Source organism: Streptomyces tubercidicus (assembly GCF_027497495.1).
Lineage (GTDB): Bacteria > Actinomycetota > Actinomycetes > Streptomycetales > Streptomycetaceae > Streptomyces > Streptomyces tubercidicus.
In genome coordinates this window covers 5,751,357-5,764,842 of sequence record NZ_CP114205.1, presented here as the reverse complement: position 1 = coordinate 5,764,842, position 13,486 = coordinate 5,751,357, and the positions used below count along the sequence as shown (strand labels likewise).

Below are 13,486 nucleotides of genomic sequence, written 5' to 3'. Positions count from 1 at the left end.
CACATCACCGGACGCCCCGAGGCTCCTGGCGCCTCCCCCCGGACCCGTATCAGCGGGCGACCGGCAGCGCACGGGCGATGGACGGCTCCGACCGCAGGAATGATGCGTGGTGGTCGGCGTCAGCCCCCTGGTCGACCACCGTGGCCCTCACGCCATGGCTCGCCAACTTCCGCGCGCAGCTGCTGGTGTTGGCTATCGGGACGTCCCGGTCGCCGGTGGCGGAGTAGAGGGTTATTCGCACGCCTCGGCCCGGCTTCCAGTCACAGGTGCGGTCGTTGGCGCGGAGCACTTCCAGCAGGGCCCCGGAAGGGTGCCGGAGCTTTCGGTACCAGGTGTCCGTCAGCAGGTCTTCGATGCGTTCGGGCAGCTTTCCGGCGGTCTCTTCTGCCGAGTGGTCGCTGTCGAAGAGGTCCTCGACCCAGTCGGCGTAGGGGGCGCGGAACACTTCGGCGGGGTGGTGGTAGAGCGGGTGCAGACGGTTCTGGGCGGTGAGGAAGAAGGAGAGGTAGAAGACGGCGGCGCGAGGGTCGATGCGGCCGTCGAACATACCGGGGAGTTCCGCGCCGTCGAGGTCATACGGCCCGCCGACCGGAGCGAGTATCCCGAGGCGGAACCGGCGATCGGCTCCGCGGTCCAGCTCGCGGCCCAGCGCCATGGCGACCTGTCCGCCCTGGGAGAAGCCGGTGAGGGAGACCGTGCGGGCAAGGGTGGCGCCGACTTCCGGGGCGGCCGAGTGCGCTGCCCGGAGCATGTCGAGGGAGGCCGAGACGGACGACCGGGTGTCCATGTACGGGTGGCGTCCGGGACCGGTGCCGAGGCCCAGATAGTCGGGGGCGATGGCGGCGCGGCCGGCCGAGGCGTACAGCACCGACACCGCCCGGTCGGGGCCGTTCGCCACCGAGGGGGCATAGCCGCGGTAGGAGAGGGTGCCGTGGGTGTGGACGACGGGCGGAAGAGGGCGCGAGCCGCTGCCCGTGGGGACGGCCAGTAAGCCGGATGCGGTGGTGGGGCGGCCGTCGGGGGTGATCGTGCGGTAGGTCAGCCGGTATGCGGCGACGCCGTGCCGGGCGGTGCCGGTTTCCAGGCCCTGTTTCTTTGCCTGGGTGATGACTTCGGCCCGGCTCTGTCGGCCGAGGTGTGTGAGGGAGAGGGGCGTCCCGCGTCCGTGGTCGGTGTGCGTGGCGGCGGCTGCGTGGACCGTCTGTCCGGACCCGGCCGGCTGCGCCGTGAAGGGCGTCGGCGCCGCGACGGCCGGGGCGGCGGCGAGCGCCGCCAGCACGAGGGCCGCGCCCGCGGCCAGGCTACGCGGGACGCGTCGTAACCCCCGTGAGGCTCCCGGCCCGGCCGGCTCGCCGGAGGCGCCCCGGACGCCGCCCGCTGCCGGAGCGGAAGAGCAGGAAGCGGGCGCGGAGGAGGAGAAGGGGCGAGCGGAAGAGGAGTGCTGCCGCGGAGTTCTGTTCGTCATGTCGTTGACGGTACGGAGATCGCGTGCCGCGCGGAATGCGGCTTTCCGCACAACTCAACTGTGGTTTTCCTCAGGTTGGGTGCCGGCGACCAGGCCATGGGAGGGGGCGCAGGAGCACCCCCGCCCCCTTCGCGTGGCGGTCATCGCCGGCCACCGGTTCTCCCGCTACAGCCGCTACAGCCGCTACAGCCGCTACAGCCGCTGAATGATCGTCCCCGTCGCCAGCGCCCCGCCCGCGCACATGGTGATCAGGGCGAATTCCTTGTCCCTGCGTTCGAGCTCGTGGAGTGCGGTCGCGAGGAGCCGGGCGCCGGTGGCGCCGACCGGGTGGCCGAGGGCGATGGCGCCGCCGTTCACATTCACCTTCTCCAAGTCCTGCTCGAAGACCTGCGCCCAGGAGAGCACGACGGAGGCGAAGGCTTCGTTGATCTCGACGAGGTCGATGTCCTTGAGGGACATACCGGCCTTGCCGAGCACCGCACGGGTGGCGTCGATGGGGCCGTCCAGATGGAAGTGCGGATCGGCGCCGACCAGCGCCTGGGCCACGATGCGGGCCCGCGGCTTGAGCTTGAGGGCGCGGGCCATGCGCTTGGAGGCCCACATCAGCGCGGCGGCGCCGTCGGAGATCTGTGAGGAGTTGCCTGCCGTGTGGACGGCGGTCGGCATCACGGGCTTGAGGCCGCCGAGCGCCTCCATGCTGGTGTCACGCAGCCCCTCGTCCCGGTCGACCAGCCGCCACATGCCCTGGCCCGTGGCCTGTTCGTCCTCGGTGGTGGGGACCTGGACGGCGAAGGTCTCCCGTTTGTAGCGCTCCTCGGCCCAGGCGGCGGCCGCCCGCTCCTGCGAGATCAGGCCGAGCGAGTCGACGTTCTCCCTGGTCAGCCCCCGGTTGCGGGCGATACGCTCGGCCGCTTCGAACTGGTTTGGCAGGTCGACATTCCACTCGTCGGGCCAGGGCTTGCCGGGGCCGTGCTTGGAGCCGCTGCCCAGCGGCACACGGGACATCGCCTCGACGCCACAGCCGATGCCGATGTCGATGACACCGCCGGCGATCATGTTGGCGACCATATGGTTGGCCTGCTGGGAGGATCCGCACTGACAGTCCACGGTGGTCGCGGCGGTCTCGTACGGGAGGCCCATGGCCAGCCAGGCGTTCCGTGCCGGGTTCATGGACTGTTCACCGGCGTGGGTGACGGTGCCACCGACGACCTGTTCGACGCAGTCCGGCTGGATGCCCGTACGGGCGAGGAGTTCGCGGTAGGTCTCACCAAGGAGGTAGGCGGGGTGAAGGTTGGCGAGCGCGCCTCCGCGCTTACCGATGGGTGTGCGTACTGCTTCGACGATGACGGGTTCCGCGGCCATGACTGACTCGTCCTCTCCTCGCGTCCGCGGATGTCCCGGCACCCACGGAAGAAGAACTAGTACCCGTTCTAGTTCTACAAACAGTCTTATGAGGCGCCCTCCGGGGCGCAAGGGGCGTGCAACACCCTTGTCCGCAACCGGAGTCGCCACATCTCTTGCCACTTGTAGAACTCGTTATTACCTTCACCGCCGACCCATATCTGATGGGTCGTCAGACGCCGGATGGACCAGGAGTCGCCGATGCCATGTCCCGCGCTGCCCGATGGGTTCGACTTCACCGACCCCGACGTCTACCAGTCCCGGGTTCCGCTTCCCGAGTTCGCACAGCTGCGGCAGACCGCGCCCGTGTGGTGGAACGCCCAGCCGCACGGCGTTGCCGGCTTCGGTGACGACGGGTACTGGGTCGTCACCCGTCACCAGGACGTCAAGGAGGTGTCCACCAGGCCCGAGGTCTTCTCCGCGAACCTCAACACCTCGATCATCCGCTTCAACGAGGCCATGACCCGTGAGCAGATTGACGTACAGAAACTCATCATGCTGAACATGGACCCGCCCGAGCACACCAGGGTCCGGCAGATTGTGCAGCGCGGCTTCACCCCTCGCTCCATTCGGGCCCTGGAGGACGCGCTGCGCCACCGGGCGGCGCAGATTGTCGCCGAGGCGGCCCGGAAGGGCTCGGGGGACTTCGTCACGGATATCGCCTGCGAACTCCCCCTCCAGGCCATCGCGGAACTGATCGGCATCCCCCAGGACGACCGGGCGCGCATCTTCGACTGGTCGAACAAGATGGTCGCGTACGACGATCCCGAACTGGCCATCACCGAAGAAGTCGGCCTGAATGCGGCCACCGAGCTGATCTCGTACGCGATGAACCTCGCCGCGGAGCGCAAGGAATGCCCGGCCAAGGACATCGTCAGCCAACTGGTGGCGGCGGAGCACGAAGGGAACCTCGGCTCCGATGAGTTCGGCTTCTTCGTGCTGCTGCTGGCGGTGGCCGGCAACGAGACCACGCGGAACGCGATCACACATGGGATGCATGCCTTCCTGACCCATCCCGACCAGTGGGAGCTCTTCAAACGCGAGCGCCCCGGGACGGCGGCCGAGGAGATCGTACGGTGGGCGACCCCGGTGGTCTCCTTCCAGCGCACCGCCACCCAGGACACCGAGCTGGGCGGCGCGAAGATCAAGAAGGGTCAGCGGGTGGGGATCTTCTACTCCTCCGCCAACAACGACCCGGAGGTCTTCGACCACCCCGAAGTCTTCGACATCACCCGGGACCCCAACCCCCATCTGGGATTCGGGGGTGGCGGCCCGCACTTCTGCCTCGGCAAGTCCCTCGCGGTCCTGGAGATCAACCTGATCTTCGGTGCCATCGCGGACACCATGCCCGACATCTCTCTGGCGGGCGAGCCTCGCCGGCTCCGCTCGGCCTGGCTCAACGGCGTCAAGGAACTGCAGGTTCACTACGGTTGACGGCGGCGGCCGCCCGTGGGTCCACGGGCGGCCACGACCCTTCGGCCCCTGCCCGTAGTGCCCGTTGGCCACCCGCCCGCGCCCGTGTAGTCGTCACCGTGGAAAGCCGGACCCGCGGTCTGTCCGAAACCAGTTCCTCCCTCAACCTTGCCAGCTGTCATGGGCAGACTTACATTCAACTCGCCAGTAACAATTCGGCAGTTCGCCCTCTGGCGCGCATTCGCTCAGCCCTGTCCGCGCCCGAGCCGCACTCCCCCCATGCGCCCCGGCTCCCCCGCGCGCCTTCCGCACCACGCGCCACCCTGCGCTCACGCACCCCCTCCCCCACATGCTCAGGCACGTGCGCTCCACCGCTCTTCGAAGGGGACTTACCACCATGAAGGACGCACACGGCAGACCTGTCACGGGACGCATCAGCTGGCGGAAGTTCGCCGTGCTGTCCGTCCCGGCGCTCGCCGGCACCGCCGCCCTGGGCATCGCCCTGGCCAATGGGGCACTGGCGGCGTCATTCGCCGTCTCGGGACAGCAGTTCAAGGTCTCCGCCGACAGCCTCAAGGGCGATGGGTTCGCCCAGTACGGCAGTGTGGACGCGAACGCCAGGGGAGACCTCCTGCCGGTCGCCGTCACCGCCATCAAGACCGCCCAGCTGAACCATCTGTGCCAGTCGGTCGTCACCCATCTGCCCGTTGTCGGCGATATCTCGCTCAACCTCAGTGCCGGTTCGGGCAGTACGCCCGTCGAGGCGACCGATCTCTTCGTGGACGCCACCCAGCTCTCCGGCAACGCGTCCTTCCATCAGATCGAGATCGGCCGGGACGCCTCCACCCTCGACAAGGGACCGGACGGCGCCCAGGGCATGCAGGACCTCTTCGCCCAGCAGGCCGATGACGTCAACATCAGCAAGCTCCGGCAGACCGCCTGGGCCACCAATGCGGGCACCTTCAAGCTGTCCGGTCTGAGCATGAAGATCTCCAAGGGCAAGAAGGAATGCTTCTGACCTGGCGGCGCTGGCGGAGGGGACGGCCCTTCTGGGGCGGTCTGGCGGCCGTCCTCGCCGGCGCCGAGATCTGCGCCCTCCCCCTGGCACCGCTGAAGATCATGCTGCAACAGGGGATCGCCGGTATCCCGTCGGTCCTGATGGGGCTGGTGATGATCGTGATGGGGCTCTCGGCGTGGTTCGCGCCGTATTACCGGGGCCTCGCGGGCGTGCTCACCGTGCTGTGTGCGGCGGCCGCACTGGTGATGTCCAACCTCGGCGGCTTTCTGATCGGCACCGTCCTCGGGATTCTCGGCGGCTCCATGATCTTCGCCTGGCAGCCGGTCGCCCCCACGGAACCCGAAGCCCCCGAGGCACCCGGAACCGCGCCCGCGCCCTGCGAGCCCTAGAGGGCCGCCTCCCGCCCGTCGTACACCGTCCGCCCGCCCGTACGCGTACCCCCACGCCTTCGTCCGCGTACGGGGCGGACCGCTGCCCGCACCGCTCCTCCGGCGCCTCACCCCTCAGAAGGAGAACCACGATGACGATGACGCACCCCACCCGCCGTACGCCCCGTCAGCGCGCCTTACGCACCGCCGGAACCGGAATCGTGGCGGCGCTCGGCCTGGCGCTCGCCGTGACGAGCCCCGCGACGGCGCAGCCGGCCGGGACGCCGTCCGCCGCCGCGGCGACGACCGTGTCCCCCGCGGGTCACAGCTTCACCGCCACGCTCAGCGGCAAGGCCACCTTCAAGGCCGGTTCGGTGACCGTCACCTGTACCACCTCGGTCTCCAGTGGGCAGGTCCCGGCCGCGCCCGGCAACCACAACCCGGCCGGCCCCGTGAGCAGTTCCACCACACCGGCGACCTACGGGTCCTGCAAGACGAGCATGCCGGGGGTCAGTGCGACCGTCACCACGACCGGCACCTGGGGCGTGGCCATGCAATACGGGGCGCCGGTGACCGCCGGGCTGACCATCCCGGCCGGCGGGTTCGTGCTCAAGACCAGCGGGCTGGCGTCCTGCACGGTCACCGCAGCCCCCACCTCGGCGGCCACGGTGAACGGCAGCTGGGCCAACGGCGCGCCGTCCACCCTCACGTTCACCAACGCCTCGGTGCCGGTGAAGGTGGTGGGCGGTTTCGGCTGCCCGACCAGTTCGACCAGCTCGATATTCAACGCCGCCTATACGGTCAGCGACACCACCGACCCCGCCTCCCAGATCACCGTCACCGGCTGAGCGCCCCGGTGAGCCACGGGTGACGGCCGCTCAGCCGAGCGGCCGTCACCCCTCAGCGTGCGCCCAGCCCGATGGCCGCGACGGTCGTCAGCGCGACCATGGCCACCGTGCCGCTCAGGAAAGCGGTGATCAGCCGTCGTCGCAGGGCCCGGTAGACGCCTTCGTATTCGGTCCGCAAAGCGGCGCTGCGGGTCGCGATGCGCTCCAGGTAGGCCCGGGACGCCTCGCGCTGGTCCTGGCAGTAGCGCAGCTCCACTTCGCGCCGCTGGGTGTCGGTGAGCCAGGGCAGGCCGGCACAGAAGGCTTCCGCGCGGGTACGTGCGCGGTCCTTCTCCGCCTCCCAGAGGAGAAAACCCTCGATCTCGTTGACGGCCCGGTCCAGCTGCATCTCCGCGGCGCTCCGCATTCCTGCACTCCCCGTTTCCCCGGCGCTGCGCATTCCTCCGCCACCTCCCACTGATCCGGCCCTGCGCATTTCTTCGCCCATCCGCGTTCCCTCGCTCATGTGCGTGCTCCGATTTCGGTGGCCGCGGCATCCTCGGCATCCGCCAGGACGGCGATCTCGTGCGCGATCTCCGGGTGGTGCAGGTCGAAGGCCGGGGATTCGGAACGAATACGTGGCAGCGTACGGAAGTTGTGCCGCGGCGGCGGGCAGGACGTCGCCCATTCCAGCGAACGGCCGTATCCCCAGGGGTCGTCGACCTCGACCTTCTTGCCGTACTTCGCGGTCTTCCAGACGTTGTAGAGGAACGGCAGGATGGAGAGACCGAGGAGGAAGGAGAAGATGGTGGAGAGGGTGTTCAACGCCGTGAGCCCGTCGGCGGCGAGATAGTCGGGGATACGGCGGACCATGCCTTCCGCGCCGAGCCAGTGCTGGACGAGGAAGGTGCCGTGGAAGCCCACGAACAGCGTCCAGAAGGTGATTTTACCGAGCCGCTCGTCCAGCATCTTGCCGGTGAACTTCGGCCACCAGAAATGGAAGCCGGCGAACATCGCGAAGACGACCGTGCCGAAGACCACGTAGTGGAAGTGCGCCACGACGAAGTACGAGTCCGAGACGTGGAAGTCCATCGGCGGCGAGGCCAGGATGACACCGGTCAGACCACCGAAGGTGAAGGTGATCAGGAAGCCGATCGTCCACAGCATCGGCGTCTCGAAGGACAGCGAGCCCTTCCACATCGTGCCGATCCAGTTGAAGAACTTCACACCCGTCGGCACCGCGATCAGGAACGTCATGAAGGCGAAGAACGGCAAGAGCACGCCGCCCGTCACATACATGTGGTGCGCCCATACCGTGACCGAAAGACCGGCAATCGAAATCGTCGCCGCGATCAGACCGATGTAACCGAACATCGGCTTCCGGGAGAACACCGGAATGACCTCGGAAATGATGCCGAAGAACGGCAGCGCGATGATGTACACCTCGGGATGCCCGAAGAACCAGAAGAGGTGCTGCCAGAGCAGTGCACCACCATTCGCGGCATCAAAGACATGCGCACCGAATTTACGGTCCGCCTCCAGCGCGAACAGCGCCGCCGCCAGCACCGGGAAGGCCAGCAGGACCAGCACACCGGTCAGCAGTACGTTCCAGGTGAAGATCGGCATCCGGAACATCGTCATGCCGGGCGCGCGCATGCAGATGATCGTGGTGATGAAGTTAACCGAACCGAGGATCGTGCCGAAGCCGGAGAAGGCCAGACCCATGATCCACATATCGCCACCGACAGAGGGGGAATGCACCGAGTCGGAGAGCGGCACATACGCGAACCAGCCGAAATCGGCGGCCCCTTGAGGCGTCAGAAACCCCCCGACGGCGATCAGGGAACCGAAGAGATAGAGCCAGTACGCGAACATGTTCAGCCGGGGAAAGGCGACATCGGGCGCGCCGATCTGCAGCGGCATGATCCAGTTCGCGAATCCGGCGAACAGCGGCGTCGCGAACATCAGCAGCATGATCGTGCCGTGCATCGTGAACGCCTGGTTGAACTGCTCGTTCGACATGATCTGCGTGCCGGGACGGGCCAGCTCGGCGCGCATGAGCAGCGCCAACAGGCCGCCGACGCAGAAGAAGGCGAAGGCGGTGACCAGGTACATCGTGCCGATGGTCTTGTGGTCAGTGGTCGTCAGCCACTTCACGGGAAACTTCATGCCCGGTAGGTGTCCGGAGCCGCCGCGATCCTCACTGCCGCGGGGGACGCGACGGGGTGGCAAGTCTCACCCAAGAGGGTGTGAAGATCGGGGGCATGCCGGACACCAAGGGTTCATGAGCACGGACGACGCCTTCGCCGAGGCCTATCGCGCGCACTACTGGGCGGTCAGCCGCTTTGTGGCGCGACGGCTGGACGGGCAGGCAGACGAGGTCGAGGAAGTGGTGGCGGAGGTCTTCTCCATAGCCTGGAGACGCCGCACCGAACTCCCCGATACGCCGCTGCCCTGGCTGTACGGGGTGGCCCGGAACTGCCTGGCCAATACGGTGCGGGGGCTGAGCCGTTACCGGCGGCTGCTGCACCGGCTCAGTAACCACGAGGCGGCGCACCGCCGGCAGACAGTGGACAGTCCGGACGCCGAGCGGCCCGGCTCCTGGGTGCACGAGGCACTGGCCCGTCTCTCTCCCGCCGACCAGGAGGTGCTGCGGCTGACGGCCTGGGAGGAACTGACCATCGAGGAGCTGGCGGTGACCCTCGGCTGTGGTCAGAGCGCGGCGGCCATGCGGCTGCACCGGGCGCGCGGCCGGCTCCGTACCCAGATCGAGCGGATACAACAGCGCGGCGCCGCCCGGCCGGACGCGCCCCCAGCACATTCCGAAGCGCCCCCACCGCGGTCCGACGCGCCCCCCTCACCGGCCCCGGCGCCGCGCCCGGCCGCCCCCCGTCCATTCGCCACCCACCCCGTACCGACCCGAGCGGGAGGCCGCCGCCATGACTGAGGAACTGGAGCTGCTGCGACAGGCCGACCCCGTCTCCGCCGACGAGGGGCCCTGGCGCGACCGCCCGCTGACCCTGCGGGCGGAGGCCCGTCTGACGGCGTTGACGACCGACGCCGTGCCGCGCACCCGCCCGCGTCCCGCGCGTCGGCGCCGTCTCCTGATGGGCCTGGCCGCCGCGTCCTCGGTCGCCGTCGCCGCCATGGTGCTCACCTTCTCCGGCGCCGGCAGCAGCCCCGCCGTCGCCGCGCCCGTCGCCCTCCCCCTGCACGCCGACGCAGCGTCCGTATCGCTGGACACGCTCGCCCGCAGGGCGGAGGCCAGGGCGCGGGCGGCGGCTGCCCAGGACGGGCCGCGGCGGGGCAGCCATCTGCAGAGCTGGTACATGAACATGGAGTCGGGCCCGGACGCCTCGCCCCCCGTTACCGTGCCCGAGGAGCGCATCACCAGCTGGAACGACGACGGCAGCGGCTCGGAGCTGGTCGTGGCCACCGACCCGCGGCACCCGGGCCGTCCGGTGATCCACGACAACGACGGCCGGTGGCAGACCGTCAGGGACGGCAAGGTGCTGCACCGCAGGACCTATCCGGCGGGCTCGGAGGCCCGGCACAGCGGGCTGGCCGCCCGTACGAAGCCCCCGACGGACGCCGGGAAGCTGCGCGAACAGCTGTCGTGGCTGTACGGCGGGGCGGACGGCACCAGCACGACGCCGCAGCTCCTGTCGGCGCTCTCCTCGTTCCGCCAGGAGTGGACGCCGGGGCCGCGGGAGACGGCGGCCGTCGTCCGGATGCTGGCCGATGCGGACGGTCTCCGGCAGGCAGGGGTGGTCACCGACCGGCTGGGCCGGCGCGGGCAGGCGTATGTGTACGACGGACCGGACGGCGCGACGAACTCCACCCGCCAGATGGTGATCCTCGATCCGCGGACCGGCGAGCTGCTGGGCCTGGAGATCACCTTCACCAAGGACGAGCCCGAGTTCAAGATCAAGTCGGGGGAGGTCATGTCGTACGAGGCGTGGATGCCGTGAGGCCACGGGGCACCGGGCCGGTGCGCCCCCGAGTGGCGGGGCAGGCGGTCTTGGCTGATCCTTGAGGGAACGCGACGATCCACCTCGGCGCGGCGGTGCAGTCTAGCCCGCCGCGCCGTTTTCATGCCCGGCCACGCCATTTGTCCCGCTGTGCCGTCTCCCTGCCTGGCCGCACCCCTCCCCACCACGTGGCGCACCTCACAACGGGCCAATGGTTGCAGCAGAACTTCGCGATATGGATCACAGCCAGAGGTCGCACAAAGTAGTTCGCGAAAGGGCGTTTCCCCTGCAAGGAGCGGGTATACGGCCGACTGCGCGGTCGTCCGCGCACCGTCCGTGATGATCCGGTCTGCCCCTATGGTCGACCTTTGCCCGTCGCACTCAGGACGGGTGTTGCCCGCCTCCCCACGGCGGGCGGTGTCATGTTGTCGTCCAAAGAGAGCGCAGGCGAGCGAGCACGTGCCGACGCAGTCCCCCGTCGCCCCCGGGCCCCGTCACCCCGTCGGCAGTCGAGCCGATACCGCAGCCGGTTCCCCGAAGGACCGCGCGGCGGCCTCCGCGCAGCACTCGGGCGAGGTGACCGTCGTCGATCCCGCGATGGTCAAGCGCGCGGTGTCGGCCGCGGCGCTCGGCAACGCGATGGAGTGGTTCGACTTCGGCGTGTACAGCTACATCGCGGTCACCCTCGGACATGTCTTCTTCCCGTCCGGGAACGAGACCGCGCAGTTGCTGTCGACGTTCGGAGCGTTCGCGGCGGCGTTCCTGGTACGTCCCATCGGCGGCATGGTCTTCGGGCCGCTCGGTGACCGGATCGGCCGGCAGAAGATCCTCGCGATCACCATGATCATGATGGCGGCGGGCACCTTCGCCATCGGCCTGATCCCGTCCTATGCCTCCATCGGCGTCGGCGCACCGATCCTGCTGCTCGTCGCCCGCCTGGTACAGGGCTTCTCCACCGGTGGTGAATACGGTGGCGCCTCCACCTTCATCGCCGAGTACGCGCCGGACAAGAAGCGCGGCTTCCTGGGCAGTTGGCTGGAGTTCGGCACCCTGGCCGGCTACGTCGGCGGCGCCGGCCTGGTCACGCTGATGACCGCCCTGCTGTCCACCGAGGACCTGCAGTCCTGGGGCTGGCGCATCCCGTTCCTGATCGCCGGTCCGATGGGCATCATCGGCCTCTACCTGCGGATGCGGCTCGAAGAGACCCCGGCCTTCGCGCAGTTGGAGAAGGAGGCGCGGACGAAGGAGAAGGCGCGCCGCGAGGCCGAGAAGCGGATCGGCATCCGCGAGATGATCTTCGGCCAGTGGCGGGCGCTGCTGCTGTGCGTCGGACTGGTCCTGGTCTTCAACGTCACGGACTACATGCTGCTGTCCTACATGCCGAGCTATCTGACCTCGGAGCTCAAGTACGACGAGACGCACGGGCTGCTGGTCGTACTGGCGGTGATGGTCCTGATGATGGGCGTCCAGCCGTTCGCCGGCCGGCTCACCGACCACTTCGGCCGCCGTCCGGTCATCGGCGCGGGCTGCATCGGCTTCCTGGTGCTGTCCATTCCGGCCCTGCTGCTGATCCGGCAGGGGTCGCTGGCCGCCATCGCCCTGGGCATGGCCGCGCTGGGCCTGCTGCTGGTCACCTTCACCGCGGCGATGCCGTCCACGCTGCCCGCGCTGTTCCCGACCAAGGTCCGCTACGGCTCGCTGTCGATCGGCTTCAACGTCTCCGTATCGCTCTTCGGCGGTACGACGCCCCTGGTGGTCACCGCCCTGATCGGCGCGACCGGCAACAAGATGATGCCCGCCTACTACATGATGGCGGCGGCCGTGATCGGCGGCATCGCCGTCCTGCTGATGTCGGAGAGCGCCCGCAAGCCGCTCCCCGGCTCCCCGCCGGCCGTCGAAACCGAGGCCGAGGCCGACGAGATCCGGCAGACGGCACACGCCACGACCAAGGCCGACGCGACGGCCTGAGCCACGGGACCGCCCATGCGTCACAGGGCCCGGCCGGATGTTTCCGGCCGGGCCCTTCGCGTCCCTCGGGCACCGTGCGGCACGATGGGCGACATGAGCATCGTAAAGATCAACGTACTGACCGTCCCCGCCGAGCAGCGGGAGGTCCTGGAGAAGCGATTCGCGGCGCGCGCCGGGACCGTGGACTCCTCGGACGGCTTCGAGTGGTTCGAACTCCTCCGCCCCGTGGAGGGCACCGACCAGTACCTCGTCTACACCCGGTGGCGGGATGAGGAGTCGTTCCAGGCGTGGATGGAGGGGCCGATGAAGGCCGCGCACCAGCAGGGCGGCGGGGCCGAGGGCGGGGAGCGGCCCAAGCCGGCCGCGTCCGGTTCCACGCTGTGGTCGTTCGAGGTGGTGCAGCAGGCGGGCCCGAAGCAGGGCTGAGCGGCGCCGGCGGCGTCACCTTGAATCCGTTGCGTGGTCTGCCGGACCGGCCGCGACAATGGCGCCATGAGTGACGCCGCCACCCTCCGTCTCCCCTGGGCCGTCGCCGCCGAACCGGCCGGCTCGCCGGATGCCGGGGCGCTGCTGCGCGAGTACTACACCGAGGTGGCCGACCGCTACTTCGCGCTCCACGAGGACCGTCGTTCGACGCCGGCGGAGATCGAGGAGGGGCTGGCGGAGTATCCGAGCGCGGATCTGGCACCGCCGGGCGGGGTGCTGCTGGTGGCGCGGTACGGCGATGAGGTGGCGGGCTGTGCCGGGGTGCGGCTGCTGGACGCGCGCACCGCGGAGCTCAAGCAGATGTTCGTACGGGCCGCTTGGCGTGGGCTGGGCGGGGCGGGCGCGCTGCTGCGGGCAGCCGAGACGGCCGCGGTGCGGCTGGGCGCCGGGCGGATGCGGCTCGACACCCGGCTGGATCTGGTGGAAGCCGTCGCGCTCTACCGGCGGCACGGTTTCGTGGAGATCGAGCCGTATCACGAGGACCCTTACGCGGAGATCTTCTTCGAGAAGCGGCTGGCCGGGGCGCGTTGACGGTCCGGGGCGGGCCGAGGACCCGTCTCCCCGCCCGC

At 69.3% G+C, this 13,486-nt stretch carries 13 protein-coding genes; 9 read left to right on the top strand and 4 right to left on the bottom strand.

Features of this window, described 5'->3' with window-relative positions:
- Positions 1-49: 49 nt before the first annotated feature.
- Both STRTU_RS25090 and STRTU_RS25085 read right to left on the bottom strand, forming a co-directional pair.
- Positions 50-1,279 (bottom strand): alpha/beta hydrolase family protein, encoded by a 1,230-nt coding sequence (locus STRTU_RS25090; RefSeq protein WP_174878982.1) that lies wholly within the window; start codon positions 1,277-1,279, stop codon positions 50-52.
- A gap of 378 nt (positions 1,280-1,657) precedes the next feature.
- The gene (locus STRTU_RS25085; protein ID WP_159746297.1) at positions 1,658-2,827 is read right to left on the bottom strand and encodes a steroid 3-ketoacyl-CoA thiolase; all 1,170 of its coding nucleotides are present in this window, start codon (positions 2,825-2,827) and stop codon (positions 1,658-1,660) included.
- Positions 2,828-3,067: 240 nt separating this feature from the next.
- On the opposite strand from STRTU_RS25085, the gene STRTU_RS25080 reads away from it, so the two are divergent.
- The 4 genes from STRTU_RS25080 (at position 3,068) to STRTU_RS25065 (ending at position 6,513) form a co-directional block, all read left to right on the top strand.
- Entirely contained in the window at positions 3,068-4,300 is a 1,233-nt protein-coding gene (locus STRTU_RS25080; protein WP_159746296.1) for a cytochrome P450, read from the top strand.
- A gap of 376 nt (positions 4,301-4,676) precedes the next feature.
- Positions 4,677-5,297 carry a DUF6230 family protein gene (locus STRTU_RS25075; RefSeq protein WP_159746295.1) on the top strand — a complete coding sequence of 207 codons (621 nt, stop codon included), beginning with the start codon at positions 4,677-4,679 and terminating at the stop codon, positions 5,295-5,297.
- Positions 5,288-5,686: a DUF6114 domain-containing protein gene (locus tag STRTU_RS25070; protein WP_159746294.1), complete on the top strand. Its 399-nt coding sequence runs from the start codon at positions 5,288-5,290 to the stop codon at positions 5,684-5,686. The genes STRTU_RS25075 and STRTU_RS25070 overlap by 10 nt, the downstream gene beginning before the upstream one ends.
- A gap of 131 nt (positions 5,687-5,817) precedes the next feature.
- Positions 5,818-6,513 (top strand): hypothetical protein, encoded by a 696-nt coding sequence (locus tag STRTU_RS25065; RefSeq protein ID WP_159746293.1) that lies wholly within the window; start codon positions 5,818-5,820, stop codon positions 6,511-6,513.
- 52 nt (positions 6,514-6,565) lie between these two features.
- On the opposite strand, the gene STRTU_RS25060 is transcribed toward STRTU_RS25065, so the two are convergent.
- Positions 6,566-6,919, bottom strand: a complete 354-nt coding sequence (locus tag STRTU_RS25060; protein WP_246241177.1) for a hypothetical protein — start codon at positions 6,917-6,919, stop codon at positions 6,566-6,568.
- A gap of 95 nt (positions 6,920-7,014) precedes the next feature.
- Positions 7,015-8,661 (bottom strand): aa3-type cytochrome oxidase subunit I, encoded by a 1,647-nt coding sequence (ctaD, locus tag STRTU_RS25055; RefSeq protein WP_308789389.1) that lies wholly within the window; start codon positions 8,659-8,661, stop codon positions 7,015-7,017.
- Between the two features lie 115 nt (positions 8,662-8,776).
- Between ctaD and STRTU_RS25050 the strand changes: the two genes are divergently transcribed.
- The 5 genes from STRTU_RS25050 (at position 8,777) to STRTU_RS25030 (ending at position 13,448) form a co-directional block, all read left to right on the top strand.
- Complete coding sequence (locus STRTU_RS25050; RefSeq protein WP_159746292.1) at positions 8,777-9,439, top strand: RNA polymerase sigma factor; 663 nt, start codon at positions 8,777-8,779, stop codon at positions 9,437-9,439.
- A complete protein-coding gene (locus STRTU_RS25045) occupies positions 9,432-10,463 on the top strand; it encodes a CU044_5270 family protein (protein ID WP_159746291.1) in 1,032 nt (343 codons plus the stop codon). The genes STRTU_RS25050 and STRTU_RS25045 overlap by 8 nt, the downstream gene beginning before the upstream one ends.
- A gap of 459 nt (positions 10,464-10,922) precedes the next feature.
- Positions 10,923-12,431: a glycine betaine/L-proline transporter ProP gene (gene proP / locus STRTU_RS25040; RefSeq protein ID WP_159746290.1), complete on the top strand. Its 1,509-nt coding sequence runs from the start codon at positions 10,923-10,925 to the stop codon at positions 12,429-12,431.
- Between the two features lie 93 nt (positions 12,432-12,524).
- Positions 12,525-12,857 (top strand): antibiotic biosynthesis monooxygenase family protein, encoded by a 333-nt coding sequence (locus tag STRTU_RS25035; protein ID WP_018087982.1) that lies wholly within the window; start codon positions 12,525-12,527, stop codon positions 12,855-12,857.
- A gap of 66 nt (positions 12,858-12,923) precedes the next feature.
- A complete protein-coding gene (locus tag STRTU_RS25030; protein WP_159746289.1) occupies positions 12,924-13,448 on the top strand; it encodes a GNAT family N-acetyltransferase in 525 nt (174 codons plus the stop codon).
- Positions 13,449-13,486: the final 38 nt, after the last annotated feature.